At 60.5% G+C, this 26,096-nt stretch carries 23 protein-coding genes; 13 read left to right on the top strand and 10 right to left on the bottom strand.

What is annotated here, in order from left to right:
* Nucleotides 1–59: 59 nt before the first annotated feature.
* The 4 genes from DW024_RS05285 to pckA form a co-directional block, all read right to left on the bottom strand.
* On the bottom strand, nt 60–914 hold the full coding sequence (locus DW024_RS05285) for a DegV family protein (RefSeq protein WP_118377135.1): 855 nt from the start codon (nt 912–914) through the stop codon (nt 60–62).
* Between the two features lie 119 nt (nt 915–1,033).
* Entirely contained in the window at nt 1,034–1,483 is a 450-nt protein-coding gene (locus tag DW024_RS05280; RefSeq protein WP_022093866.1) for a MarR family winged helix-turn-helix transcriptional regulator, read from the bottom strand.
* Nucleotides 1,484–1,652: 169 nt separating this feature from the next.
* Nucleotides 1,653–2,372 carry a B3/4 domain-containing protein gene (locus DW024_RS05275; protein ID WP_118377134.1) on the bottom strand — a complete coding sequence of 240 codons (720 nt, stop codon included), beginning with the start codon at nt 2,370–2,372 and terminating at the stop codon, nt 1,653–1,655.
* A gap of 227 nt (nt 2,373–2,599) precedes the next feature.
* Nucleotides 2,600–4,270 (bottom strand): phosphoenolpyruvate carboxykinase (ATP), encoded by a 1,671-nt coding sequence (pckA, locus tag DW024_RS05270; protein WP_199576933.1) that lies wholly within the window; start codon nt 4,268–4,270, stop codon nt 2,600–2,602.
* A 379-nt stretch (nt 4,271–4,649) separates the two neighbouring features.
* Here pckA and DW024_RS05265 point away from each other — a divergent pair, with 379 nt between their 5' ends.
* Nucleotides 4,650–6,224 (top strand): lipopolysaccharide biosynthesis protein, encoded by a 1,575-nt coding sequence (locus DW024_RS05265; RefSeq protein WP_233541339.1) that lies wholly within the window; start codon nt 4,650–4,652, stop codon nt 6,222–6,224.
* 355 nt (nt 6,225–6,579) lie between these two features.
* Here the strand turns inward: DW024_RS05265 and DW024_RS05260 are convergent, their stop codons facing one another.
* Entirely contained in the window at nt 6,580–7,419 is an 840-nt protein-coding gene (locus DW024_RS05260) for a metallophosphoesterase family protein (RefSeq protein ID WP_118377133.1), read from the bottom strand.
* 253 nt (nt 7,420–7,672) lie between these two features.
* On the opposite strand from DW024_RS05260, the gene DW024_RS05250 reads away from it, so the two are divergent.
* From DW024_RS05250 to DW024_RS05240, 3 genes are all read left to right on the top strand, one after another.
* Nucleotides 7,673–9,274, top strand: coding sequence for a potassium/proton antiporter (locus DW024_RS05250; protein WP_118377131.1), 1,602 nt, complete (start codon nt 7,673–7,675; stop codon nt 9,272–9,274).
* 226 nt (nt 9,275–9,500) lie between these two features.
* Nucleotides 9,501–10,625 carry a 3-phosphoserine/phosphohydroxythreonine transaminase gene (serC, locus tag DW024_RS05245; protein WP_118377130.1) on the top strand — a complete coding sequence of 375 codons (1,125 nt, stop codon included), beginning with the start codon at nt 9,501–9,503 and terminating at the stop codon, nt 10,623–10,625.
* Between the two features lie 69 nt (nt 10,626–10,694).
* Nucleotides 10,695–11,858: a phosphoglycerate dehydrogenase gene (locus tag DW024_RS05240; RefSeq protein ID WP_118377129.1), complete on the top strand. Its 1,164-nt coding sequence runs from the start codon at nt 10,695–10,697 to the stop codon at nt 11,856–11,858.
* Nucleotides 11,859–12,205: 347 nt separating this feature from the next.
* On the opposite strand, the gene DW024_RS10070 is transcribed toward DW024_RS05240, so the two are convergent.
* Nucleotides 12,206–12,922 carry a hypothetical protein gene (locus DW024_RS10070; RefSeq protein ID WP_128620169.1) on the bottom strand — a complete coding sequence of 239 codons (717 nt, stop codon included), beginning with the start codon at nt 12,920–12,922 and terminating at the stop codon, nt 12,206–12,208.
* Between the two features lie 487 nt (nt 12,923–13,409).
* Between DW024_RS10070 and DW024_RS05230 the strand changes: the two genes are divergently transcribed.
* Together DW024_RS05230 and DW024_RS05225 are read left to right on the top strand one after the other, a co-directional pair.
* Nucleotides 13,410–14,630 carry a M20 family metallopeptidase gene (locus DW024_RS05230; protein ID WP_118377128.1) on the top strand — a complete coding sequence of 407 codons (1,221 nt, stop codon included), beginning with the start codon at nt 13,410–13,412 and terminating at the stop codon, nt 14,628–14,630.
* 39 nt (nt 14,631–14,669) lie between these two features.
* The gene (locus DW024_RS05225) at nt 14,670–15,359 is read left to right on the top strand and encodes a DUF1015 family protein (protein ID WP_117797864.1); all 690 of its coding nucleotides are present in this window, start codon (nt 14,670–14,672) and stop codon (nt 15,357–15,359) included.
* Nucleotides 15,360–15,488: 129 nt separating this feature from the next.
* Here the strand turns inward: DW024_RS05225 and DW024_RS05220 are convergent, their stop codons facing one another.
* From DW024_RS05220 to DW024_RS05210, 3 genes are all read right to left on the bottom strand, one after another.
* Complete coding sequence (locus DW024_RS05220) at nt 15,489–16,124, bottom strand: histidine phosphatase family protein (protein ID WP_117563979.1); 636 nt, start codon at nt 16,122–16,124, stop codon at nt 15,489–15,491.
* Nucleotides 16,125–16,141: 17 nt separating this feature from the next.
* Nucleotides 16,142–16,684: a histidine phosphatase family protein gene (locus DW024_RS05215; protein ID WP_118377127.1), complete on the bottom strand. Its 543-nt coding sequence runs from the start codon at nt 16,682–16,684 to the stop codon at nt 16,142–16,144.
* 83 nt (nt 16,685–16,767) lie between these two features.
* Entirely contained in the window at nt 16,768–17,439 is a 672-nt protein-coding gene (locus DW024_RS05210) for a nitroreductase family protein (RefSeq protein ID WP_158572163.1), read from the bottom strand.
* 235 nt (nt 17,440–17,674) lie between these two features.
* On the opposite strand from DW024_RS05210, the gene DW024_RS05205 reads away from it, so the two are divergent.
* Nucleotides 17,675–18,277, top strand: a complete 603-nt coding sequence (locus DW024_RS05205; RefSeq protein WP_117634980.1) for an HdeD family acid-resistance protein — start codon at nt 17,675–17,677, stop codon at nt 18,275–18,277.
* Nucleotides 18,278–18,760, top strand: a complete 483-nt coding sequence (locus DW024_RS05200; protein ID WP_055252057.1) for a DUF188 domain-containing protein — start codon at nt 18,278–18,280, stop codon at nt 18,758–18,760. It abuts the gene before it with no gap.
* Between the two features lie 164 nt (nt 18,761–18,924).
* Here DW024_RS05200 and DW024_RS05195 read toward each other — a convergent pair whose 3' ends face one another.
* Nucleotides 18,925–20,013, bottom strand: a complete 1,089-nt coding sequence (locus tag DW024_RS05195; protein ID WP_118377125.1) for a putative manganese transporter — start codon at nt 20,011–20,013, stop codon at nt 18,925–18,927.
* Nucleotides 20,014–20,184: 171 nt separating this feature from the next.
* Here DW024_RS05195 and DW024_RS05190 point away from each other — a divergent pair, with 171 nt between their 5' ends.
* From DW024_RS05190 to DW024_RS05170, 5 genes are all read left to right on the top strand, one after another.
* A complete protein-coding gene (locus DW024_RS05190) occupies nt 20,185–21,153 on the top strand; it encodes a DNA polymerase III subunit epsilon (protein WP_089572078.1) in 969 nt (322 codons plus the stop codon).
* Nucleotides 21,154–21,792: 639 nt separating this feature from the next.
* The gene (locus DW024_RS05185) at nt 21,793–22,914 is read left to right on the top strand and encodes a hypothetical protein (RefSeq protein WP_118377124.1); all 1,122 of its coding nucleotides are present in this window, start codon (nt 21,793–21,795) and stop codon (nt 22,912–22,914) included.
* A 389-nt stretch (nt 22,915–23,303) separates the two neighbouring features.
* Nucleotides 23,304–23,669: a helix-turn-helix transcriptional regulator gene (locus DW024_RS05180; protein WP_055252065.1), complete on the top strand. Its 366-nt coding sequence runs from the start codon at nt 23,304–23,306 to the stop codon at nt 23,667–23,669.
* Nucleotides 23,670–23,732: 63 nt separating this feature from the next.
* Nucleotides 23,733–23,951 (top strand): cation transporter, encoded by a 219-nt coding sequence (locus DW024_RS05175; RefSeq protein WP_055252067.1) that lies wholly within the window; start codon nt 23,733–23,735, stop codon nt 23,949–23,951.
* Between the two features lie 99 nt (nt 23,952–24,050).
* A complete protein-coding gene (locus DW024_RS05170; protein WP_055252068.1) occupies nt 24,051–26,003 on the top strand; it encodes a heavy metal translocating P-type ATPase in 1,953 nt (650 codons plus the stop codon).
* The last annotated feature ends 93 nt before the right edge of the window (nt 26,004–26,096 follow it).

Raw genomic sequence — 26,096 nt, 5'->3', positions numbered from 1 at the left:
GATGTCCAAGAAATGGGAGGCAGTTCACTGTCCCCTTTGTGGTGGTTTTGGCAGGTGGGCTAGTTAACGGGTTGGAAGAAGGCTACGGCTACGGCGCCGGGGCCTACATGGGTGCCGATGGTGGCGCCGATGGTGTGAACGGGCAGTTCACCCTCGGTGTGGCCAGTCCACAGTGCCGCGCTGTCCTCGATATACTTCTTGAGCACCGCATCCGAAAGGCCCGTATAGCCGAGCGCCAGCGGCATGGAAAAGTCGATGCCGCCCGCCTTTTCGACCTTCTGGTTGAGCAGGTTACGTCCGTTCTTGGAACCGCGCGCCTTGCCCAGCTGCACGATCAGACCGTCCTCGGCAGCCACCACGGGCTTTACGTTGAGCAGCGTACCCACGGCACCGGCCGCAGCAGACAGGCGACCGCCGCGCACCAGGTACTCCAACGTCTCGAGCAGGCCGATGACGACCACGCGGTCGCGCACGGCCTCGACAGCCGCCGCAACCTGAGCCGCGCCCTGGCCCTCGTCCACCAGGCGCAGCGCATACTCGACCAGCACGCGCTCGCCCAAGGTCACGTTATTGCTGTCCACGACGAACACGTCGCCGCCCGGCGCCTCGGCAAGTGCGGTACGGGCGCTCTGATTGGTCCCCGAAAGTTTGGCACCCACGGTAATAATCACCGCCTCGTCGCCGGCCTCACGCGCTTCGGCAATCGCCTGCGAAAAGGCGTACGGGTTGACCTGACCGGTCTTGGGCAGCTCATCGCGCTCCACAAGCATCTCGTAAAAGCGCTGGTGATCGATGTCGACGCCATCCATATACACATCGGTGCCGAAGGTGACGGACAGCGGCAGAACACGCAGAGCGGGGTGCTCCGCCGGCGACATATCGCTTGCGGAATCGGTAATAATGCGGACGGACATAACGAATCCTTTCTTGCGCAGGTCTCGCGCAGGGAATTTTGACAGCAATGTCCCGGCACGGCGTACGCGCTCAAACGGGACGATGCAGTTCTTGGCTGAAAGCTAGCGCCAGCGCGGCTCTAGATCTCGCGCAGGGTGTTGAGGATCGTGCGCAGCGATGCATACATCTGCTCGCGCTGCTCCACGCCCATGGCCTTGCCGGTGGTATCGAGCACCTCGCGAATGATGCGATCGGCCTCGCTCATGCTCTCGCCGCCCAGGGCAGTCAGGCGCACCGGAGCACGATACTTGACGGCCGCATCACCCGAGTCGTCAACCTCGACGTAGCCGCCCTCCTCCAGATGTGCCAGTGTGCGCGAAACGGCGGCACGGGTAACGCCGGCCATGCGGGCGAGGTCGGCGCCAGTCAGGCCGTCCTTGCTGCGCTCAAGATAGTACAGGCACATAACGTCGGAGCCCTTGAGGCCCAGCCTTGCGCCTTCGGACGTCTTGATACGCTGAATCTCCTTGTAGAGGCCGCTGATCAGTCCGACAAAGTCCTCAAAACGTGTCTCGTCGTTCTGCTGCATGGTGACGACCGCCTTTCGCTTACATGATGCTAACGGGTAAACATCTTAGCCGTACTCATCGGCTGCCGGCCCCGCATACCCTATTTGTTAACTCATCAACATAAAAACCACCACAAAGGAGACAGGCACCTTTGTGGTGGTTTTGAACCTCAATAAGTTCTAGGCGTCGCTACAGCTCCACGCAAGGATTGTCGCGGGTCACAAGCGTCTTGACGACAACCGTCGCTCCCAGATAGCGCTCGAGCAGCTCGGCTAAGCGATCGATCGCGGCCTGACAGTCCCCCATCCGCTCGGGCTCCACGCACTCAATCGCCAGAAATGCGTCCGCCGAATCGTCGGACAGCGCCGTGCGAACGCCGTCGCGCCAGTTCCAGCAGCGGCACACGGCGCCTGCATCATCGATATAGGCGAGCTCGCCGGGCAGTGTCGGATCATCCGCTTCCTCGCCAAGCGGCACAAACGCATCGCCACCGTCAGTCACCTTCAAGCGAAGATCTCCCTCAATCGCATGCAGATCCTCGCCGCCAACGGGCAGCGCGTAGGTCAACGACACCGTGTTGTAAATATCCACCGCGGGCGTAATGTGGCCTACCGGCTTGCCTTTGAGCACGCGCTTGAGCAGGTTCTCGATTGAGCAACGCGCGCCCTTTTTGGTCTTGAACAGACGATAGGCCTCGCGCCATGCCTTGACCGGCACATTCTCGCTGATAGTGTCGCTGGTCAGATGACGCTCCGCATCGATGTTGGCGCGGTCAAGCAGCGCCGCAATGGCATCTACGTCCTCTTGAGGAATCCGGGCCGCGGGCTTCATGCCCTCCACGACCACAACACCGATTGCCGCCTGCGGAAACAGCTCCCAAAACGAATCCTCGGCAACGAAACTCTTCATATGCTCTCCCTTCATAGCGTGCGCCCGAGCCCGGACACCCAAACAAAAAGCGCCCTTACAACGGCCACCTTCAAAGTCCTACGGTGCCGTCACAAGAGCGCTTACGCTGTCCCCATCCGGAGAAGGGGACGATATGTCAGGCGTATTGTAACCCGAGTCATCCGCGCGAGTAAAACCACCACAAAGGTGCCTGTCCCCTTTGTGGTGATTTTGGGTCGAAGGCGACGCTAGTGGCGGAGTCCCAGCAAGCCGCGGCCGCGATGACGGGCCTCGGCGGGCACTTGGGCGTGCGGGCCGGCGGCCTTGACGGACTCAGGCAGGTGCGAGTACTTCTTCTCGAAGTTCTCCTCGAACATCACGGCCAGGTTGTGCGCGGCCTCGTCGTAGCGAGCGGCGCTCTGCCAGTACTGGCGCGGCACCAGGATGCCGTCGGGTACACCGTGGCACGTGGTGGGAATGTCGACGTTAAAGATATCGTCGTGGACGAATTCGCTGTCCTCGATGGTGCCGTCGAGGGCGCGCGCGACTAGGGCGCGCGTGTAGGCCAGCTCAATGCGATGGCCCACGCCGTAGCCGCCGCCGATCCAGCCGGTGTTGACCAGATAGACGCGGGTGCGACCGTCGGCGATGCGCTCGCCGAGCATCTTAGCGTAGACCATGGGGTCGAGTGGCATAAACGGCTCGCCAAACAGCGAAGAGAACGTGGGCGTGGGCTCGGTGACGCCGACCTCGGTGCCGGGGATCTTGGCCGTAAAGCCCGTCACAAAGTGATACATGGCGGCGTCGGCCGTCAGGCGCGAGATGGGCGGCAGCACGCCAAAGGCATCGCAGGTCAGGAAGAGCACGACGCTTGGAGTGGTGCCCATGCCCTTGGTCCACGCGTTGGGGATATGCTCGACGGGGTAGGCCACGCGCGTGTTGTGCGTGATCGAGACGTCGTCGTAGTTGGGCTTGCGGTTCTCGTCGAGCACCACGTTTTCGCAGATGGCACCAAAGCGGACGGCGTTGAAGATCTCGGGCTCGTGGAACGCGTCCAGGCCCTCGCATTTGGCGTAGCAGCCACCCTCGATGTTGAAGATGCCCATGTCGGACCAACCGTGCTCGTCGTCGCCGATCAGCAGCCGCGTGGGGTTGGCCGAAAGCGTGGTCTTGCCGGTGCCGGACAGGCCAAAGAACACGGCGGTCTCGTGCGTGACAGGATCCATGCTGGCCGAGCAGTGCATGGGCAGCACGTCGTCCTCGACGGGCAGCAGGTAGTTCATGACGCTGAAGATCGACTTTTTGATCTCACCGGAGTAGCCGGTGCCGGCGACCAGAATCACGCGTTCCTGGAAGTTGATGACCACGGCGGCGCTGGAGTTGAGGCCCTTAATGGCAGGATCGCACTGGTAGCCGGGAGCGGCGAGCACGCAGAAGTCCGGCTCACCGGTGCGCGCAATTTCGCGAGCGAGCGGACGGGCAAGCATTTGCTTAATGAAGAGCGCCTGGCTGGCACGCTCGCAGGCAACGAGCAGTCGACGCGTGTGGTTGCGGTCGGCGCCGGCCATACCGCGGGTGACGAACACGTCGTGCTCGTTGAGGTAGTCGACGATACCGGCCTTGATGGTCTCGTAGCTCTCGATCGAAAGCGGTCGGTTGACGGCGCCCCAGGCGATCTTGTCGTGAACATCGGGAGTGTCAACGATAAAGCGGTCGTTGGGAGAACGGCCAGTGCGCTCCCCCGTCTCGATCACCAGCGCGCCGTTGGATGCCATGCGGCCTTCTTCGCGGCGGATGGCGTGCTCGACGAGCTCCGCGGCGGGCAGATCGACCAGCAGACGGGGCTGATTCTCGGCGGGATCTTCGACCAGCGTAAGACCAAAGTTGGACAAAACTTCTGCAGGGGTAACACCAGGCATGGAGCCTCCTTTAAAAGCGCGACACGTGAACGCGGCGCGCACTTTACTCACGTAAAGCCCGTTGTACCCGATATGCAAAAACGTTTTTGCGGCAGCGGCGAAGCACCCGCCCAACGGTCAAAAATCGCACGCAAGCGGCCTAGTCATTGGGGACGTTCTTAAACGACTAGCCATCAGGGACACTCTTGAACAGGCAACAACCAAGGAGTGTCCCCAGATGCCGGCACTTAGGGACGTTCCCAAAGTGCCGGCACAAAAAGAGCGTCCCTAAGTGCCGTCTACTGAATGGCGCCGCCGAAATTATCGAACAACCTGTTCAAAAACACGAACGAACACCGTCGCGTCTATACTAGAGCGCAGCAATAGAAAGGACTCCGCTTTGAGCATCACGCCCATCGATAGCATTCGCCGCGCCATCGCCCGCCGCAATGGCGTCGCCGACCCCACCGTATCGGACGGGGCGCACGGGCAGGGCGGACGCATCGAGAACGGCCTGTTCCCCGCATCGCACACCGCCGAGGAGCTCGCACGAATCCAAGAGCTAAGCCAGCGTAACGCCGGCGGTCCCGACAGCAGCCAGGCCACACGCCGTCGCCGCGAGCGCGATCGCCAGCCCGGCCCCATCCACCGCATGGTCAATGCCTGGTGGAACCGCCTGCTCGGAGCCGTCTACGGCGGCGGCTTCTCCACGCAAGAAGCCGAGTACGAAGATCACGCCACCCGTCGCGACTACCTTTGGAATACCCTGGGCACCGCCGTGTGGGGCATGGCGTTTCCGTTGCTCACCATCGTGTCCACACAGCTCGTGGGCGCCGAGGAGGCTGGCAAATTCTCCATCGCCTTTGTCACCGGCACGCTCATCATGATCGCGTGCAACTACGGCGTGCGCAATTTCCAGGTCTCGGATATCGACGAAAAGACGTCCTTTGCCTCTTACCAGCTCAACCGCTTGATCTGCGGAGCGCTCGCGCTGGCATGCGGCCTGGTATACAGCAGCGCCCGCGGCTACGATGCGCAGATGGCCACAATCGGCCTGGGCGTCTACCTGTATAAGGTGATCGACGGCATTGCCGACGTGTACGAGGGCCGCCTGCAGCAGGCCGACAAACTCTACCTGGCCGGCATGAGCCAAACGCTACGATCCGTCGGCGTCATCGCGGTCTTTAGCGTGGCGCTGTTCCTCACGCGCAGTATGCCCATCGCGGCCATGGCCATGGGTGTCACCGCCATCGCCTCGCTCGTGCTGGTCACCGCGCCGCTTGCCCTGCTCGAGACCGAAAAATCGCGCCACGTGAGCCTGCGCGAGGTCGGCCACCTGTTTGTCCAGTGCGCCCCGCTCTTTGGTGCACTGTTCCTGTTCAACCTTATTGAGAGCATGCCCAAGTTTGTGATGGAAGGCACGCTGGCATACAAATATCAGCTGTACTTTAATGCCCTGTTCTTTCCAGCGCAGGCCATTTTGTTGAGCATCGGATTTGTCTATAAACCGCAGCTTCTGCGTCTGTCGAGCATTTGGACGAATCCGCGCAAGCGTCGCCGCTTTGACCTGATTATTGTTGCCGTTATGGCACTGATCGTGGTCATCACCAGCGTGTGCGCCGCATTTATGGCAGGTCCCGGTATTCCCCTCATGAGCTTCATGTACGGCCTCAATTTTGAGCGCTACCGCACGCTGGCACTGCTGATGGTTGTCGCCGGCGGCGTCACCGCGGCCATCGACTTTATCTACGCCATCATCACGGTGCTGCGCCATGCCGGCGACGTCACCAAAATCTACCTGATCTGCTTCGCCGTAAGCGTAGTGCTGCCGGTGATCCTGATCAACCTGCTGGGTCTGATGGGCGCCGTGGTGAGCTACCTAGCCATCATGGCCCTACTCCTGGTGCTGCTGATAATCGAGTACGCCCACATCCGCCAACGCATCGAACGCGACCGCAACCCGTACGGCGCCTAATTGGCGCAATGGGGGGTCTCGTTGCGGACGATTTGTGACACGCAAAACTAAGTGAGTAGACTTTTGCCGAATCCCTGACCACACCGGCAAAACACAAGTCAGTGACCTGCGGTTTTGTTGAGGCAAATTTGCCGGCTGCTCGGCATTTCCAAAAAAGTCTACTCACTTAGCCAGCGGGCAGCCAAAAAAGAACCGTCGCAACGTCGTTTGACTCCGTTGCGATGGTTTTTCGAGCATTTTCGCACTGCCGAGGACGCAGACGCTCCTCATTTCTCGCGCTTACCGAGCAAGAAGGCGCTATTCTCCGAAAGTAGTCAAAAAAGCTCCGTCCCAAATTAGCTACCCTTTGCACCGATTATTCGCCTGGGTTGATGTTCGCATAGAACTCGGCGCCGTCATCAAGGCGCAGGATACCGACGCGGCCGAACTCGGAGCCGGTGGCGGCGGCGCAGTCGATATCGATGCGATCGGGCACGCCGGCGGTATCCTCGCCACCCAGGCGCACAATCTGCCCGCGGCCCGACTCCTCATCGAGCCCCGCCAGGCCGCCAACCTCGCAATAGCGCCCAAGCGACACCGTGGGCGTGTGGCCGCTCACCACGACCGGGCCCTCGCCCTCGGCAGAAAGCAGTCCCGTCGGCGCATCCCAATAGCCGTGACGAATCCACAGCAGGTCATCGGACGACTGCACCGCGAGCATCTGCTGCAGCAGCTCGCGATCGGCACCCACCGCTCCGACGCCATCGGCACAATCGACGCCATGCTCAAGTAAAAACGCGCGCGCCGCCTTCATCTCGATTCCAGCATGTACCAGCAGATACGGGCGCTCCTCGGTCTCGACCACCGCGTAGAGCGGCAGCGCGGCCATCCATCGCACGAGCTCCTCGTATGCCTCAAATTCCATGTCGTTGAGCTGCTCGCGCGTCGTCCAGCCACCGTTGATATCCCAGGTCTCGGCATCGAGCGGATCCTGGCCAATGATGGCATCGAGCATGATCTGCTCGTGATTGCCCTTGAGCACACGGGCGTTGAGCAGCGAGCGCACGAGCTTAATAACGCCGACCGGATCGGGCCCGCGATCGATCATGTCGCCCAGCACGTACAGCGTGTCGTCGGACGTCAACGAGATCTTAGACAGGGCCTCGTCAAGCGCACGCACGTGCCCGTGAGCATCAGATGTCACATAGATCGCCATGGTACGCCTTTCCTTGCATTGCGGCCGAAGCCCGGAGCCGTAACTAAAACTTCAAGTTGAACTTAAACGTTACCCATTGTACTCCGTTGCAATAAAGCTGGAAAGGGTTTCCGAGCAGAGGCAAAGACGACAGCCGTCTATGACGATATCGCGCACGCCCGCAATCCAACCCCATAAACCCACCATCTTTGGGTACAAATAACCGCAGACAACTGACCGTGCCACGCCAACCACCCAGGAGCGGACACTATCCATGAACCAGATCCTTCTTTTTATCGGCCTCGTCATCATTTTGTGCCTGACCATCAAACCCGTCGGCAAAAAACTCCCCTTCCCCACCCTGCTCATCTTTATCGCGCTCGGCATGCTGTTGGGCGTCAACGGGCCGGCGCACATCGAATTTAGCGACTACGCGCTCACCGAAACCGTCTGCAGCACGGCGCTGCTGTTCATCATGTTCTACGGCGGCTTTAACACCAACATAGACCGCGCCAAGCCCGTCGCCGCGCCGGCGGTGCTGCTGAGCACGCTCGGCGTCGTCATCACTGCTGGCATCACCGGCGTGTTCGCCCACTTTGTGCTGGGCTTCGACTGGATCGGCGGCCTGCTGCTGGGATCGGTCGTGGCATCCACCGACGCGGCCAGCGTCTTTAGCGTGCTGCGCGAGCACAACCTGTCGCTGAGGGGCGGCACCGACTCGCTGCTCGAGGTCGAATCGGGCTCCAACGACCCCGTCGCCTACATGCTCACCGCCGTGCTCGCGACCCTCGCGGCGGGCGGCAATATCGACATTCCCGTGCTGCTGGCCAAGCAGATCATCCTGGGCGTGGGGCTGGGCCTTGCCATCGGCTGGACATCCAGCCGTCTGATTGAGCGCGCACACGCAACGGCCGAGGGCGCGCAGACTATCTTTTTGTTCGCCGTGGCGATCGTTGCCTACGCGCTGCCGAGCTACCTGGGCGGCAACGGCTTTTTGGCTGTATACCTGGCAGGTATTGTTCTGGGCGCGAGCGACATCACCGGCAAGGTCGAGATGGCGCACTTCTTCGATACCCTTACCGAGATGGCCGAGATGACGATCTTCTTCTTACTCGGCCTGCTCGTGACGCCCGCACGCCTGCCGCAAATGTTGCTACCCGGCCTGGCGCTCATGGCGTTTATGCTCTTTGTGAGCCGCCCCATCGCCGTCAGCCTGCTGTTGGCGCCCTTTAAGACGAACCCTCGCCAGGTGGCGCTCGTAAGCTGGGCGGGTCTGCGCGGCGCGGCTTCGGTCGTGTTTAGCCTCTTTGCCGTGGTGGCCGGTGTTCCCGGTGGGCACGACCTGTTTGACCTCGTCTTTGTGATTGCCGTGTCGAGCATTGTGGTGCAGGGCTCGCTGCTACCGGCGGTGGCAAAGAAGCTCGACATGATCGATGCAGCAGGCGATGTGCGCCGCACCTTTAACGATTACCGCGACGAAAACGGCATGTCGTTCGTCAAGCTCAAGGTGGGCGCGGGCCATCCGTTTGCCGGTCGCTCGCTTGCGGATATTGGCAGTGCGACGGACATGCTCGTGGTCCTGGTGCTGCGTGACGGCGCACACCCCGTGCTGCCCAACGGCGACACCGTAATTGAAGAAGGCGACCTTCTGGTTATGGCCGCGCCAACGTTTGAAGAGCGTGCCGAGGTTACGCTGCGCGAGGTCACCGTGACGCCCCACGGTCGCCTGGCCGGTCAGCGCCTGCGCGACGTGCCGCAGGGCAAGCACCCGTTTATCGTGGTGATGCTCAAGCGCGAAGGCCAAACGATCATCCCCGACGGCAACACCCAAGTCCACGCCGGCGACGAAGCTGTCATCGCCACACTGGCGTCGTAGTGACCAGGGGTTAGCTAATTTGCGACGAAGAAATCAAGCGCCTAGAGAACCTCATGCCTTCGCTCGCAGATTTGGATTTGCCCGAGGAGTAAAGCACCCCTCCCCCATGTAACCATCCTGTAAATCATAGCGGCGCACTCGAGTTTTACCGTGATGCGGTCGCGCCTGACGCTGCACTGTGCTAAAGTATCCCGAACGTTCAAACGACTACGAGGGGAACTAGAAGATGGCACGTGTGCACAACTTCTCAGCTGGCCCGGCCGCGCTGCCTACCAGCGTGCTCGCCGAGATCGCCGACGAGATGATGGACTACCACGGTTGCGGCATGTCCGTGCTCGAGATGAGCCATCGATCTAGCATGTACCAGCAGATCATCGACGACGCCGAGGCAACCCTGCGCCGCCTGCTGAGCATCCCCGATAACTACCGTGTTCTGTTTTTGCAGGGCGGCGCCACGCTGCAGTTTGCGGGCATCCCGATGAACCTCATGCGCCGCGGCCGCGCCGGCTACGTCGTGACCGGCAACTTCGCCAACAAGGCGTACAAGGAAGCCGCCAAGTACGGCGAGGCCGTGCTGCTCGCGAGCTCCGAGGACGCCAATTTCGACCGCATTCCCGCCATGGCCGACATCAACGCGCGCATTGCCGCCGAGGCCGCGGACGGCGGGCTCGACTACGTCTACATCTGCCAGAACAACACCATCTTTGGCACCATGTACCACGAGCTGCCTAACTTCGGCGACGTACCGCTGGTCGCCGATGTCTCGAGCTGCTTTTTGTCGCAGCCGCTCGACGTCGAGCGCTACGGACTCATCTACGCCGGCGCTCAGAAAAACGCCGGCGCCGCGGGCGTCACCGTGGTTATCGTGCGCGACGACCTGATCGCCGACGGTCCAGCCTTTGCGCAGACGCCGCAGTACATGGACCTTAAGACCCAGGCCGCCAAGGGCTCCATGCTCAACACGCCCAACACCTTTGGTATCTACGTGTGCGGCAAGGTGTTCCGTTGGGTTGAGCAGACCGGCGGACTTGCCGCCATGGCCGAGCGCAACTGGGCCAAAGCCAACCTGCTCTATGACTTGCTCGAGCAAAGCGAACTGTTCCATGGCACCACGCAGGCCGACAGCCGCTCCATCGCCAACGTCACGTTCCGCACCGGCGATGCCGACCTCGACGCCGCCTTTGTCGCAGGCGCGGCCGAGCACCAGATTCAAAACGTCAAGGGCCATCGCCTGGTGGGCGGCATGCGCGCCAGCGTGTACAACGCCGTCACCATGGAAGACGTGCAGGCGCTGGCCACGTACATGAAGGACTTCGAAGCGCAGCATAGTTTGAGCCCGCGATCTAACTAGCCCGCAACCCGCGGGCCGACCAGCCACTTCAAACCACTTGTTTCAAACAAACCTGCTAAGGAGTTTTCCATGCGCAAGATCAAGACCATCGACGACATCACCAAAGACGGCGAAGTCGAGTTTGGCGAGGGCTACGAGTTTGTGAGCACCGCCGAGGAGGCCGACGCCATCCTGATGCGTTCCACCGACCTGCACGGCTACGAGCTGCCCGAGGGCATCCGCGCCATCGCCCGCTGCGGCGCCGGCGTCAACAACATCCCCGTCGAGGAGTACGCCAAGAAGGGCGTCGTCGTCTTTAACTCCCCCGGCGCCAACAGCAACGCCGTCAAGGAGCTCGTCCTGGGCATGCTGGTGCTTTCGAGCCGCGGCGTCGTGCAGTCGATGAACTGGGTGCGCAACAACGCCGACGACCCCGAGATTCAGGTCGATGCCGAAAAGGCCAAGAAGGCCTTTGTGGGCCGCGAGCTCAAGGGCAAGCGCATCGGCGTCATCGGCCTGGGCAACGTGGGCTCCAAGGTCGCCAACGCCTGCGTCGACCTGGGTATGGACGTCTACGGCTACGATCCGTTCATTTCCGTCGAGCACGCGTGGGTGCTGAGCCGCGAGGTGCAGCGCGTGGGCACGCTCGAGGATCTGTGCCGCGGCTGCGACTACCTCACCGTGCACGTGCCCAGCAAGGCAGACACCATCGGCATGATCAGCACCGAGCAGATCGACCTGCTGGCGCCCGACGCCGTGCTCATCAACTACGCGCGCGAAACCATCATTGACGAGGACGCCGTCGACGCTGCCCTGCGCGAGGGCAAGCTCAGCTGGTTTAGCTGCGACTTTGCCACGCCCAAGACCGTCAAGATGCCCAACACGTTTATCACCACGCATTCGGGCGCCGGCACCGGCGAGGCCGAGGCCAACTGCGCCGACATGGCCATCAGCGAGCTCAAGGATTACCTGGAAAACGGCAACATCGCGCACAGCGTCAACTACCCCGCCTGCAGCATGGGCAAGGCGCGCGCCGCAAGCCGCATTGCCTGCCTGCATGCCAACGTGCCCAACATGATCGGCCAGATCACGGCCATTCTCGCCAAGGACAACGCCAACGTGCAGCGCATGACCAACGAGTCCGCTGGCGAGAACGCCTACACCATGTTCGACACCGATGAGCACCTGGACGGCAGCACGATCGAGGCGCTCAAGCAGATTCCGTCGATGTATCGCGTGCGCGTGATTAAGTAGCGCCGGCGCCAAACCTGCCAGACAGACCACGAAGCCCATTCGCCCCCCGTTTTCACGAAACGGGGGGCGATTTTGTTGCTCCGGACGACTTTAAAATGATACCCAGAACAAGTTTTTTCAGATAATCGATAGTGAGGCTCCAGTCGCTAAGCACGCCCGCTTTGATAAACAGCTTTATCAGGGACTTTAGTAGGTAAAAATCGGTCTCTATGTGCCGAATGTAAGTTGACTGTCTATTTTCCGAAACAACTTATTCTAGATAGCATTTTTAGGGTCCCTCCAAGGCAAAATTGAAGCCTTTTTGCGACCAGAACTCTAGCTCGCGCTACCGTTTACCCACCGCGCGACTACATTCCCGCCCAATCGATAAAAATCTCCTCACGAAGCCGCCGTTCGAGCTCCTGCTGTCGCGGCGTCTTGTCTTTCAGCGGCACATCGAGATAGGACATGATGAGCTCCATCACCACGCGGAAGGCATCGAAGTCGGCCAGCTGACCATAGGTCATCAGAACGACGGGATATCCCATGGCTTGCAAGGCCGTCGTTCGATCGGAGTCCGAAATCTTGGATTCAATGGATCCGTGAATGGCTTTACCCTGGCATTCAACCAGACACTCTCGGCTGCCGTCCTTATTTGCCAGCAGGATATCGGCATAGCGCCTATCAAGCCCCGAAATCAGGCGGGCGCTGCGCGTCATACGAATCTCAACGTTATTGGTAAGGCTCAGCCCTTCGCCGCCGCGCAACCTCGTAAGGCCAAACAGCATCGAAGCCTGGACCTCGAGCGGCGATGCTGCCACCCCCGTAATGCATTTCGCGGCTCGTATGAACGTTTTAGCGCCGCGGAGCCCCCGGACCTTATCGACGAACTCTGTAAGCTCAGAGAGCTCGATCAAGGGAGGTCGTTTCCACAAGTCCGTTGGATTCCCCGAGACATCCTTTACGTTTTCCCAGCCCGACCGTGCGTCACTCCATCGGCTCCCATATGCCTGCTCAAGTGCCGACTTTACCTGAGGCGCAATCTTGCACACGGCAAAGGTGCCGCACATCTCATACATGCACATGATTAGACGCTCGTTTGAGACCGAGGAAGCCAGAGTCAGCAGGGTAAAGAGTGGGGACGCAACATCGAGGCCAAACTCCGTCTGCCGCACGGAATCAAACGGCCTCTCCCCGTTCCAAACATGCCTGACAATGCGATCGCCCTTACGTCCGCAGCTGCCCTGCGCCAACACGTGTAACGGGGTGCCCAGGAAATGCGTGACGAGCGGATGCTCACATAGGTGCTCCCTGCGCGGATCGTCCGCAGAATCGGGCAGGTCCGGCATTATTGCCAAGACCTGTGGAGGTATCCGGTGATACCGAAAGGCAGATATGTCGCACAGCATGTCGTCCATGAAGGGTACGTACCCGCTGCGTCGCTTGTGAACCCGCTCGGACGGCAAACGCGCTGGCTCGGCCTGCGAACGGTAAATACTGCCACGCCCACGTCGCGGATCTCTCAGGAGGCTTACAATCGGTTTGGAAAGCAAACTGATTGTGAGGTTGCATATGGTTGATGAGGACTTTGCCTGGCGGCTTACGCAAGGACTCGTGCGGATCGACAGCTCAGACCCGGGCGCGTATGAGGATGAAATTGAGCGCTTCATTAAGAGGCTCATTGAGCAGCAGCTGGCACAACTTGATAGTTCTGCGCTCGATGCCGTGCAGATTGAGGAGCTCGAAGTGCTGCCCGGGCGCCGCAACCTTAAAGTCACCGTGCCGGGCCAAAGCGACGAGCCGCGGCTGGTCTATATCTGCCACATGGATACCGTCACCTTGGGCGATGGCTGGGACGCAGACATCGCACCGCTTGGGGCGGTTGTGCGCGACGATAAACTCTATGGCCGCGGTGCCTGCGATATGAAGGGTGGCCTGGCCTGCGCCATTGCCGCACTGGTCCATACGCTCGAGCGCGTGGCGGCGGATGGCGCGCTGCCACGCCGCGGCTTTTCGCTCATCTGCTCGGTCGACGAGGAAGACTTTATGCGCGGCTCCGAGGCGGCCATCAATGCCGGCTGGGTCGGCTCGCGCGAATGGGTGCTGGACACCGAGCCCACCGACGGGCAGATCCAGGTGGCGCACAAGGGGCGTACGTGGTTCGAGATTGAAATGGCTGGCGTGACGGCGCATGCGAGCCAGCCTTGGAAGGGCGCGGATGCCGTCGCCGCCATGGCCGAGGTCGTGTGTTCGCTTCGTCGCGCGTTTGCGGCGCTGCCCGCGCACGATGAGCTGGGGCCTTCGACCATCACGTTTGGCCAAATCGAGGGCGGATATCGCCCCTACGTCGTACCCGACCGCGCCAAAGTTTGGGTCGACATGCGCCTGACCCCGCCGACCGATACGGCCGCCGCAATCAATATGGTCGAGCATGTCATCGCCGTCGCCGAAGCCACCGTTCCCGGTTGCCATGGCAGCTACACCGTGACGGGCGACCGCCCCGCCATCGAGCGCAACCCGAACTCTCCCCTTCTAGCAGCGCTCAAGCGTGCCGCCGATGACGTAACGGACGCGGACACGACCGTCGGCTTCTTTACCGGCTACACCGATACCGCCGTCATTGCCGGCAAGACAGGCAACCGCAATTGTATGAGCTACGGCCCCGGCTCGCTCGCGCTCGCCCACAAACCCAACGAATATGTGCCCCACGCCGACATCGTTCGTTGTCAGCAGGTGCTAATCGCGCTCGCCGATAACGTGCTCTGGGACGCGAACGGCCAAGTTGGGGCATAATAAGCCGCGAACAAACCGACTCGCGCGTTAGGACCGTCCATGAAAGCTCTTCCGTTTCCCTGCATCCGCCCGGCTCAGGACCGCGTGCTCGAGGCGCTGCCTGCGATGGACAGCATCCTGAGTGACAGCGGAGCCCTGCGCGGCGCGATTACCGATGGGCTTATGCTCAAAGATCCGGGCGCGGCGTATTACGTGTACGAATGCTCCGGAGAGCCGGGACGCGTGACGGGTGTCGTGGCGATTTGCCCGGTTAACGTGCTGACGGGCGGCGACGAGGCTGCCGCCGAGAGCATCGACGCACTCGCCACCGCGCGCGCGATCGCCGAGCTCAAGGTGCAGCCGCGCCCCGTGTCGCTCGCCTACGAGGCGTCGCCCGTCATGGATATCATTTTGAGCGCTGCCAAAGAGGGCGCATCGCTCTACGCCGTCACCGATCCCGCGGGCGTCACACATCGCGTGTGGGAGGTCAAGCGCGAGGACGCCGTTGCCGCCATCCGTGCCATGCTCGATCAGGCGCCCGACCCGGTGTTCGCCGGTGACTCCGCCTATGTCGCCGCACTGGCTGGGGCATCGCAGATTCTGGCCGACGAGGCCCGCGCTGCCGGCGCCTACTCTGGCAAAGAGCCGTTCAACTTTGCTGTAGCCGTGCTGTTCCCCGCCGCGCAGGTCAGCGGCAGCGCGCCGCAGGTTCCGACGGGTCTGCTCACTCACCAGGTCTCACGGTTCTAGCGAACTCAAACGCTAAGCTGGAAAACCCAGCATCCAAACAAACAAGGGGCGGAGATGCAGCAAACGCATGCACCTCCGCCCTTTTCGCATCAAACAATTACGCCGGTAAACCGGGCCGCAACGTCAGCGTTATCCACGCTGCGGACCTGCCGCCGCCACGAGCGGCTCTAGCCCCAGCTCGCGCGCGTAGTCTTCCTGCGTAAAGACTTCGACCAGTTCAAACGTATCGGCCGCATCGTCAAACGCAAAATGCAGCACTGAGCAGTTGCCCGGCACGCGTTCGCGCTCGTCGGCCGCCGCGCCCCGCACGTGGTCCAAAAACTCCTTGATAGCTGAGCCATGACTTACCGCGAGCACGCACGTATGGTCCGGACGCTGCATAAGATCGGTCAGCGTCGCCACCATGCGCGTGCGCACCTGGATCTGGCCCTCGCCGCCAAACTGCCGATAGAAGTCGCGCCACGGGCGCTCGGGCATAAGCATCACGCGCTCGGCCTCAAAGTCGCCAAAGAACCACTCACGCAGGCCGTCCAGGCGCTCGTACGCCAAGCCCGGCCACAAGTTGGCGATAGTCTGCTCGGTGCGATGAAGCGTAGAGGTGTAGGCATGATCGGGCTCAATGCCGCGCGCACGTAAAAACATGCCGGCGCGCGCCGCCTGGTCGCAACCCAGCTGCGTAAGCGGCGAGTCACTCCACCCCTGAATGATACGCTTAAGGTTGAATATCGTCTGTCCATGACGGACCAGATACAGATCTTTATTCATAGGGGTCCTTTCGTTCGTTACCAACCCAAGAGCGAAAACGCCCCGTCGCAATAGCCAAAATGAAGCACGGCACCGTTGTCGGGTAGCTCTCCCCCGCCAGTCACATACTCAAGAAACTCCTGGCAGGCTGAGCCGTGGGAAACCGCCAGCACGCAGTCGTGCTGCGGCCGGGCCATAATACGGGACAGCGCCGCGACCATGCGCGACTGAAGCTGCACTTCCGACTCGCCGCCAAAGGCCATCGGATAATCGCCCCAGGGCTGCGGCGGCATCTCGCGATTTGATGTGCCCTCCAGCGAGCCAAAATGCCACTCACGCAGGTCATCGACCAGCTCAATGGAACGGCCCTCGCCAACGATAAGCTCGGCCGTATGCCGCGCCCGGCCCAACGGCGAGGAATACACATGATCAAAGGCCACGCCACGCGCCGCAAACGCCGTACGCGCCGTCAGCGCCTGCTCGCGCCCGTGCGCCGTAAGCGGCGAATCGTGCCAGCCCTGCAAAATGCTCTGCACATTGAGCTCAGTCTGCCCATGCCGCACCAAATACAGATCTGCCACACACCCTCCCCTCGTACCACCACAAAGGGGACAGGAGCCTTTGTGGTGATTTTGCCGCCGGATTGCACCGCAACGACGCACAACTACAGCAGCACGTCGGCAAGCGGACGCTTGGGTACGTGGTGCACCTGCGCCTCGTCGCGCCAATAATTGATGGAGCCGTCGGGGTTGGAATCGATCTCATCGATCACCTGTGTCTCGGCCGGAACGCCAAAGGCCATGATCAGCTTGAGCTCATACTTGTCGTTATCGAGCCCCATGGCATCGATCGCATGGGGCGTAAAGGCCTTGAACATGCAGGCTGCCACCTCGGGCGTAGCGCTGCGGGCGGCGAGCATCATCGTCTGCGCGGCAATGCCCGTGTCGACCTCGGTAATGGGAGCGGCAGGCTTGCCCGGAACGGCGCGCTCAGCCAGAATCGCGATGTAGCCGGTCGGGCGCTCGCCCTCGGCAGGACCCGGCCAATCCTTAAGTGCGCCGGCCCATGCGAGCTCGTCAAATACACGCGCGCAATCCTCGGCACCGCTCACCACGTGAAAACGCAGACGCTGAGCATTGGCGCCGCAGGGAGCCAGGTGCGCCAGTTCCGCCAGCTCGAGCAAAAACTCGCGCGGCACGCGCATGGACTCGTCAAAACGGCGGCACGTACGGGCACGACGGACCAGCGCATCAAACGCTTCCAGACCGAGCTTTTCGCAACCTTGCTTTGCCATCGATTCGACACTCGACGGTGCCTCGGGAACTGCTTCGTTCATAGGGACCCCCAATACAAGCCAATTGTCCTTAGGAAAATCTAACCTAAAACGTAGGCAATAACGAACAGGGCTGCAATGTTCTACACCTGTTGAATAGAAAATCGCGACGTGGGGAACAACGGAAACAATTCGGGGCCTTTGGGTTACGTTTCGCCCTCCCCGACCCATACGTCAGCGCCCTTAGGGGATACTGGTTGTAACGATCAAGGCTTATGCCGCACGGAAAGGAGACATTATGGGCATCTTTAAGAACGATGACCAAAAATCGAGCCAGTTTGGATTTGACGAGAAAAGCATGGCAGGCAAAGCCGTCAAGGCCGTGCGCTGGATCTACGCCATCACGGGCGTCGTGGCGCTCATTGCTGGTATCGCGCTGCTTTTTGCACCCGCCAAGTCCCTCGTCTTTTTGACGACCGTCCTGGGCTTCTACTTTGTGATTACGGCAGCCATCAGGCTGTTCACTGCCATTTTTGAGCCGCTGCTGCCCACCGGCTGGCGCGTCACGAGCATCATCTCCAACCTACTCATTATCCTGGGCGGCGTCATAATCCTGCGCAACCAGGCCTTCTCGACCGCGACGCTCACCACGATGGTGGTCATCGTGGCCGGCTTTGGCTGGATTGTCGAAGGTGTCATGTCCATTCTGGAGTCCGAGCTTTCGTCCAACCGCGCCCTCGCTATCCTGAGCGGCGCACTTTCCATCATCGCCGGCATGTTCGTGTTTATCTATCCGCTGTGGTCGGCCAAGATGCTCGTCATCTTTAGCGGCGCCGCGCTGCTGGTGTTTGGCGTAACGCTGATTGTTCGCGCTATTCAATTTGGCAAACTGGTGCACTAGATGCCGCGAACGCTCTTTATTGATGCCGACGCCTGCCCGGTCACGCGCGAGTCGATTGACTGCGCGCGGCGGGCGGGCGTCGCCGTTGTTATCGCCGGCAACAGCACGCAAAACCTGGAACGGCACATTCGCCGCGACGACCCGCGCGATGCCGAGCACGCGCGTCGCGGCTTTTGGGTCACGACGCTCGACGTGAGCGTGGGCGCCGACAGCGCCGACTTTGCCATTGTCGAACGCCTGCAGGCGGGCGACGTGGTCGTGACGCAGGACATTGGCTTGGCGAGCATGGTGCTCGGGCGCGATGCCGCCGCCATCGGTGTGCGCGGGCGCGTGTACGACAAGGCGACTATCGATATGCAGCTGTTTATTCGCCACGAGGAAAAGAAGGTGCGCCGCGCCGGCGGACGCACTCGCGGTCCGGCAGCATTTACCAGCGAAGACCGCGCCCGCTTTAAACGCAACCTCACCGAGTTGCTGCACTAACCAAGGTAGATTTTTGAGACATGCCTAAAATCTACCTTTTTGTTTTGAGCGGTGTGAGCGCTCGGAATCCATGGCTCAACAAAAAACGGGCTTCAAAATGCCATGCGTCGCCGCATTGCGCAGGCGCTGAGCATGGCTATTTGAAGCCCATTTTTTAGGCCTACTTAGAGGCCAACGGCGGAGAGGATGAGGCCCCAGCCAGCGCCGATGACGTACATCATGATCAGGAACACGGCATTTTCGCGGGCGCTGCGGTTGGTGCGGAACAGCACCAGATAACCCACGCCGGCGGAAATGAGCGTGCCGGCGAGCATCGGCGCCAGTTGCAGCGCGCCTTCCAGATACAGCTGTGTAATGACCACGCTCGCCGAGCAATTGGGAATCAGCCCGACAAGCGCCGAACCCAGGACAGCGAGTGTCTCGTTGCCGCGCAGGAACTGCTCGATCGCGGACTCGCCGAACGTCTCGAGCACGGCGACCAGAATCAGCGTCACCAGAAAAATGAATACCGAGACCTGCACGGTGTGCGAGATCGCACTGCGGATGATCGACAGGACAGGCGTCCCTTCGTGGGAGTGAGAGTGACCGTGACCATCATGGTGTTCATGTTCGCCCTCATGACCGTGATCGTGGCCATGTCCGTGTTCGTGCTCGTCCTCGTCTTCATCACAACCGCAATGGTCGCGCTCGCACAGCTCGTGGATGTGGTCGGCGCTCACGCCTGCCTCGGCCACCTCGTCGATGATGTCACCGCCGCTGTGGTCGTCGTGCGCGCAGTTCACGTGGGCCGGGTTGGCCGCGGTTCCCAGCACGGTACGGCGAATCGCCGCGTGCGCGCGGGCGTTACGGCGCAGGCCGCGAATGGCAGCGTCCACGATAAAACCCGTGACCAGTGCGATCAGCGCTTTCGAAGCCAAAAGCATCGCCATAGTCTGCACGGGAACCTGCTCGGCAAGCAACAGCGGCAGCATCTCATCGGAGGTCGAAAGGAACACCGCCACCAACGTGCCCAAGGTCACGACACGGCCGGCGTACAGCGTTGCTGCCATGGCCGAAAATCCGCACTGCGGCACCATGCCCAGCAGCGAGCCAACCACGGGACCCGCAGCGCCGGCGCGCTTGATAGCGCCGTTGACGCGGTCGCCCGCAACGTGCTCAAGTGTCTCGAGAGCAAGATACGTCACCAACAAAAACGGCAGCAGCGACAGCGTGTCCTTGCCGGCGTCGAGCAGAATATCAATCAGTAAATCCATGACGGATGGAACCTTTCGTGTCTTTCGGCAGCATTGTAAAAGTCCTAGCGGTCAACTAGGGTATTGTAGTTGTCCCGGGCGCGGTGCCAATAGTTGCCTATGGTAAACTATCATCTCGCCATAACTTAGTAACCTCGAGCCGCACAACGCGGCCCGTCCAAGGAGTAGCATATGAACGTATCGCAAGCACTCGAATACGAGCGCCAGCCGTTTATCCCCATGTTTATCTACGGCGACCACGGCGCCATGGAGTCCGAGCGCCAGAAGGGCGAGGAGGCCCTCAAGGTGCTCGAGACCGAGTACTTTACCGCCGAGGGCGACCCCGGCTTCGACTTTGCCACCGTGCGCGACCTGGCCGACCGCAACCGCGACCTGTGCGACCAGATTGGCGAGGCGCGTCTGCGCAACGTGACGCCCGCGACGCTCTCGCGCGGCCTGTCCGATGCCGACACCTGCGCCGCCATCGGCAAGATGCAAAAGCGCACCGCCGCGTCCGTTATGCGCGAAATCCGCGGCGACCGCGACGCGCTCGGCGTGGCCTACGCCCGCAAGCCCATCCAGGGCACCGTGCTCGGTATCGACATCGAGACCACCGGCCGTGCACCCGAGCGCGGCTATATCATCAACGTGGGCTGGGAGATCATGGAGCTCACCAGCGACGCCGTCCCGCATGACGCCGAGGCACACTACTGCGGCCTGCCCGACATCTACCGCGGCGAGGATGTGCCGTTGTCGAATATCCACCACATCACCTGGGACGACATCGACGGCAAAAAGCCGTTCCGCGAGAACAAAGAGCTGCAAAAGCAGCTGCTCAAGCTTATGAAGAAGTACCCGTACATGGCACACAACGCCGCCTTTGAGGACAGCTGGTTCAAGATCCACCTGGACGGCTACGCCGAGGCACGCCGCGCCGGCAAGATCATCGTCATCGACTCGCGCCAGATCTGCCGCAGCCTGGACGCCGACGTGCGCTCGCTCCCCCGCGAGTCCGCCCCAGCCGCGCTCGAGAACTGGGCGCGCCGCCGTGGAACCCTCGCCGCCGACGCCAACGAGCAGCACCTGGGCTTGGACGACACCGACCTCATGCTCCGCACCGTCCAAGCCGAGTTCAACCTCAAGAACCTATTCGCGAAATAACCGATCCATCTGCGGGAGCGCCTGCCAGGCACAGCGCAATCCGTCTGGGCACACCGGCACGCAGTAAACTAGGGCGCAGCCTTATGGCTGCACCCTAGTTTTCATCAAAACGAGCAAATACGCGTGCTTCACATAGTCGGCAGGTTGGCCCACCTACATTTTTCGAGTTGTTCGGCCAGCTGAACCACTAGTCAAGGCCCCTTGAACCGCAATCGAGCGCTATAGTCGCCCCAATTTCGCAACCAAGCCCTATAAATCTACCTGAATCAATTCGAATAGGACGTTGCGATCGCACCATTCGTATAGGATAAGGCCGAATAACTCAAATTATGTTGGTGAGGCATCTGAGCGGTCGGCAAAAACGCTTAGAAGCTACGAATCCGCAACTAAAGTTCACCAAAATGGGGCAGCCGACAGAAACCTCCCCAGCCGAAGCTGCCCCCCTCAATACGACAGCTCAAAAACCCACCGTTCGCAGAAGATAAGCCGCGCCCCAATACCGTTGCCCGAAGTTTCGAGCGTATATGGCGTCCGCTATGCCATCATGCGCGTATGGGAATCGTTCTGTCACATACCACGGCACGCGCTGTATACCAAACAGTCAACTCGCTCGCAAGCCACGCGACCGATCCCATATCTATGGAAAAGATCAAGGTGTCTGCGCCGACCACGTCCAACCTGGAAGCGGCGCGAGCATGGCTCAACAGAAAGAATGTCGATTCTGAAAGCATCCATGTGCTGACGTTTTCCAATAATGCCAAAAGGCACCGCAAGGGCTGCATCTGCCACTGCACGCGCTATACGTTTGATGCAGAAAGCTACCTAGAACTCGAGCCGAACGTCTACATCGTCGATATCAAGCTGTGCGCGTTAGAAGCAGCAGCCGACCTCAACCTTTCGGAGCTCGTTGAGTATTACTTTGAAATCTGCGGCTCCTACGCGCTTGGAACGTCCGACGAAACTCAATATCGCGAGCGCCCAGCCCTAACCAGCGTTGAAGAGCTCAGAGCCTTCTTTTCAGAGGCATCGGGGTATCGTGGATCTAATAAAGCACTTAAGGCACTTTCTTATGTACGCGAAGGCTGTCGCTCCCCACTCGAAACGGCGTTTGTCATGATGCTGACAATGCCCAAGTCAATGGGTGGCTTAGCCATACGCGCTATCAAAACGGACTATCCGATCCCAGTCCCCAAAAGATACGCCGCCCTAACGCGACGGACGGTTTTCTACCTCGACGCGCTGCTCGAAAATTCGATGACCGATATCGAATACAACGGCTTTTACCACGACGAGCCCGAACAGCAATCAATTGACGAGGAACGCCGAAACACGCTGCGAAACATGGGATATGCCGTTATCACAGTTAGTCGTCATTCGTTTTTCAAGCAGTCCGCTTTTAGGCGGGTCATGGAAGCGATTCGCATTCGCGAGAAGATATGGCCCGGTCGACTCCCGGATAACTTCGCCATCCTGCAAGAAACTCTTCGTCAATTTGTCTTGCGGCGCTACTTCGAATACGGTCGCCGCGTCCTGGAGACACTCAAAGAAGAAGAGGCCGCCAAGCGCGAAATTGCAAGCCAATATCCGCAAGCTGATGACCCGAGCATCAACGATGTGCCAGAACCCGACGACATGCAACACGTCGGGGCCCTTGCTGAGGAAATCAATGGGCCTTGGGAATGCGACATGTTCGCAAAAATCGATGGAAACCGCACGGAAGACGACACGATTATTGATCTAATTGAGAATTCGCTCTTCTAAAGGCGATCTCTGCGGATGTCCACCTACATTTTTCGACTTATTCGGCCACCGATGTGCCAGATTGGCTGCAGCAATGCTCAATATAACTTTAGATAAAACTGATTCTGCAGGAACTCCCGTAGAGGAAGAACTGATTCTCGCTGTATTTAACACGATAAAGTACAAATATGAACAGTCCTAAAGCTTCTCAAGGTGGCTTTCTTAGCATGCTGGCCGAACATCTCGAAATATGTTGGCGAGCATTGCGTCGATGTCTCCCAACCCGCAGAAAATCGCAGAGGCGGCAAGCAGTCATCGAAGTTAACGTAAATTGTATTGACATATGAACATGCGCTCATATAATCGGAAGTAAGTTATATGAGCGCATGTTCATATGAAAGGATATTGCAATGAGCAGCCACGCTGATGAAACAAAGACTGGCATCGAGGCCACCGAGCCGATCGTCCCCACCACCTGCTCGCCCGAGGACCTTCCCGACGAGGAACTTCTCTACGACCTTGCCGACCTGTTCAAGGTCTTCAGCGACACCACGCGCATCAAGATTCTCTATGCCCTCATGGGCCGCGAGCTCTGCGTGGCTGACATCGCCGAAGCGACCGCGACCTCGCAGTCTGCGGTGTCGCACCAGCTGCGCACGCTTAAGCAGTCGCACCTGGTCAAGTTCCGCCGCGACGGCCGCAACATTCTCTACTCGCTCGCTGACGATCATGTCTATACCATGCTCAACCAGGGCATGAGCCATATCTGCGAATAGCAATCAACCACGGTATCAGCGCGGCCGGCACCCAGACCGCCAACACAGGGAAAGGAACCCACCATGAAAAAGCAGTTTAAGCTCGACGAGATCGATTGCGCCAACTGCGCGCGTGAACTTCAGGACGAGCTGGCTAAGCTCGATGGCGTCAAGTCCGTTTCGGTCAACTTTATGACCCAGAAGCTGACGCTCGAGGCCGACGACGCCAAGTTCGACGAGGTCCTGGACCGCGTCGTTGAGTTCACCGCCGACGCCGAGCCGGACTGCGAGATCATTCTCTAACCCGCGCACACGTTGACCTGTAAGGCCGCGCTTGCCGCGGCCTTTGCTCGCGAAATTATATGAGCAAGTGTTCATACACTCAAATGGGAGGTTTGAATCATGGCAGCCGCCGACCCCAAAAAGAAAAAGAAGAAGCGCAAGAAGAAAGAGTCCCTTGAGCACAAGCGCAACCGCATCCTGGTAGCACTGGGCATTTTTGCCGTTGTTTATGCCCTCGACGAGCTCGGCGCCCTCACTATCGCATTTGGGGAGCCCGGCAACATCTACGCCAGCTTCGCGCTGTTCCTCGTGCCGTTTTTGATTGCCGGCTACGACGTACTGCAAAAGGCATTCAATAACATCCGCCGCGGCAAGGCCTTCGACGAGAGCTTCCTCATGGCCGTCGCGACCATCGGCGCGTTTGCCATGGTGCTCTTCCCCGACACCGACCCGCACATGGCCGAAGGCGCCGCCGTCATGCTGTTCTACCAGGTCGGCGAGTTGTTCCAGGCATACGCCGTGGGCAAGAGCCGCAAGTCGATCAGTGCCATGATGGACATCGCGCCCGACTACGCTAACGTCGAGCAAGCCGACGGCACACTCGAACAGGTCTTTCCCGATGACATCGCCGTCGGCACCGTGATCGTGGTCAAGCCCGGCGAGCGCGTGCCTATCGACGGCGTCATCGTCGAGGGCGAAACCCAGCTCGACACCGCCGCGCTCACGGGCGAGTCAGTCCCCCGCCCCGCCAAGACCGGCGACGATATCATCAGCGGCTGCATCAACATGACGGGCCTCATCCACGTGCGCACCACCAAGCCCTTTGGCGAGTCAACCGTCGCGCGTGTTCTGGAGCTCGTGGAGAATGCCAGCGAAAAGAAGGCGCGCACCGAGAACTTCATCACGCGCTTTGCCCGCGTCTACACCCCCGCCGTCACTGGCGCTGCCGCGGTGCTCGCGCTTGGCGGCGGCCTGGTGACTGGCGCTTGGTCCGATTGGATCCTGCGCGGCCTGACCTTCCTGGTCGTCAGCTGCCCGTGCGCCCTCGTGATCAGCGTACCGTTGAGTTTCTTTGGCGGCATCGGCGGCGCGTCCAAGCTGGGCGTTCTCATCAAGGGCTCCAACTACCTCGAGACGCTCGCCGACGTGGACACCATCGTCTTCGACAAAACGGGCACCCTCACCAACGGCACGTTCTCAGTCGTCGCGGTGCACCCCGAGGCTGGCTATACCGAGCAGTCGCTGCTCGAAGTCGCAGCCCTTGCTGAGTCGTTCTTCGATCACCCCATCGCGCAGTCCGTGCGCGACGCCTACCAGGGCGAGGTCGACCCCAAGCGCGTGAGCGACTCCGCCAACGACGCGGGCCACGGCGTGACGGCAACCATCGACGGCAAGCACGTCGTCGTTGGCAACGCCAAGATGCTCGCCGCGGCCGGCGTTGAAGCACCGGACTGTGAGGTTGTCGGCACGATCCTCCACGTGCTCGTTGACGGCGTGTACGCCGGCCACATCGTGATTGCAGACACCGTTAAGGCCGATGCGGAGCAAACGATTCGCGACCTGCATGCCGCCGGTATCAACCGCACCGTCATGCTCACGGGCGACCGCGAGGAGGTTGCAGCGTCTGTGGCCAAGCAACTCGGTCTCGACGAGTTCCACGCGCAGCTCCTGCCGGGCGACAAGGTCGAGCGCGTTGAGGCGCTACTCGCGGCCGAAAGTGGCAAGGGCAAGCTCGCCTTTGTCGGCGACGGTATCAACGACGCTCCTGTGCTTACGCGCGCCGATGTGGGCATTGCCATGGGCGCCATGGGCTCCGACGCCGCGATCGAGGCCGCCGACGTGGTGCTGATGGACGACAAGCCGTCCAACATTTCCCGCGCGATCCGCGTGGCGCGCAAGACCATGTCGATTGTTTGGCAGAACATAATCTTTGCGCTGGGCATTAAGCTGCTGATCCTTGTGCTGGCAGCGCTGGGTATCGCCAATATGTGGCTTGCCGTCTTTGGCGACGTAGGCGTGGCGATCATCGCCATCCTGAACGCCATGCGCGCGATGGGTGTCAAGAACCTGTAGCGCTCGTGGTCCCTCCGGCCGGGGCCGGGCTTGGTTTTGAAAACGTCCTCGCGCATGAGGCCCGTCTTTCTTGCTCCTGCGGAGCAAGAAAGA

It is taken from the genome of Collinsella sp. AF37-9, from assembly GCF_003475115.1.
Taxonomy (GTDB): Bacteria; Actinomycetota; Coriobacteriia; order Coriobacteriales; family Coriobacteriaceae; genus Collinsella.
Note: the sequence above shows the minus strand (reverse complement) of the source record. Positions and strands in the feature narration are given on the sequence as shown.

Coding starts and splice junctions, on each gene's coding strand:
- DW024_RS05240 (WP_118377129.1), top strand. CDS start 10,695: ATGCGCAAGATCAAGACCATCGACGACATCACCAAAGACGGCGAAGTC.
- DW024_RS05175 (WP_055252067.1), top strand. CDS start 23,733: ATGAAAAAGCAGTTTAAGCTCGACGAGATCGATTGCGCCAACTGCGCG.
- DW024_RS05195 (WP_118377125.1), bottom strand. CDS start 20,013: ATGGATTTACTGATTGATATTCTGCTCGACGCCGGCAAGGACACGCTG.
- DW024_RS05260 (WP_118377133.1), bottom strand. CDS start 7,419: ATGGCGATCTATGTGACATCTGATGCTCACGGGCACGTGCGTGCGCTT.
- DW024_RS05180 (WP_055252065.1), top strand. CDS start 23,304: ATGAGCAGCCACGCTGATGAAACAAAGACTGGCATCGAGGCCACCGAG.
- DW024_RS05185 (WP_118377124.1), top strand. CDS start 21,793: ATGGAAAAGATCAAGGTGTCTGCGCCGACCACGTCCAACCTGGAAGCG.
- pckA (WP_199576933.1), bottom strand. CDS start 4,270: ATGCCTGGTGTTACCCCTGCAGAAGTTTTGTCCAACTTTGGTCTTACG.
- DW024_RS10070 (WP_128620169.1), bottom strand. CDS start 12,922: ATGTGCATGTATGAGATGTGCGGCACCTTTGCCGTGTGCAAGATTGCG.
- DW024_RS05220 (WP_117563979.1), bottom strand. CDS start 16,124: ATGAATAAAGATCTGTATCTGGTCCGTCATGGACAGACGATATTCAAC.
- DW024_RS05190 (WP_089572078.1), top strand. CDS start 20,185: ATGAACGTATCGCAAGCACTCGAATACGAGCGCCAGCCGTTTATCCCC.
- DW024_RS05285 (WP_118377135.1), bottom strand. CDS start 914: ATGTCCGTCCGCATTATTACCGATTCCGCAAGCGATATGTCGCCGGCG.
- DW024_RS05250 (WP_118377131.1), top strand. CDS start 7,673: ATGAACCAGATCCTTCTTTTTATCGGCCTCGTCATCATTTTGTGCCTG.
- DW024_RS05210 (WP_158572163.1), bottom strand. CDS start 17,439: ATGAACGAAGCAGTTCCCGAGGCACCGTCGAGTGTCGAATCGATGGCA.
- serC (WP_118377130.1), top strand. CDS start 9,501: ATGGCACGTGTGCACAACTTCTCAGCTGGCCCGGCCGCGCTGCCTACC.
- DW024_RS05230 (WP_118377128.1), top strand. CDS start 13,410: ATGGTTGATGAGGACTTTGCCTGGCGGCTTACGCAAGGACTCGTGCGG.
- DW024_RS05200 (WP_055252057.1), top strand. CDS start 18,278: ATGCCGCGAACGCTCTTTATTGATGCCGACGCCTGCCCGGTCACGCGC.
- DW024_RS05275 (WP_118377134.1), bottom strand. CDS start 2,372: ATGAAGAGTTTCGTTGCCGAGGATTCGTTTTGGGAGCTGTTTCCGCAG.
- DW024_RS05170 (WP_055252068.1), top strand. CDS start 24,051: ATGGCAGCCGCCGACCCCAAAAAGAAAAAGAAGAAGCGCAAGAAGAAA.
- DW024_RS05205 (WP_117634980.1), top strand. CDS start 17,675: ATGGGCATCTTTAAGAACGATGACCAAAAATCGAGCCAGTTTGGATTT.
- DW024_RS05225 (WP_117797864.1), top strand. CDS start 14,670: ATGAAAGCTCTTCCGTTTCCCTGCATCCGCCCGGCTCAGGACCGCGTG.
- DW024_RS05280 (WP_022093866.1), bottom strand. CDS start 1,483: ATGCAGCAGAACGACGAGACACGTTTTGAGGACTTTGTCGGACTGATC.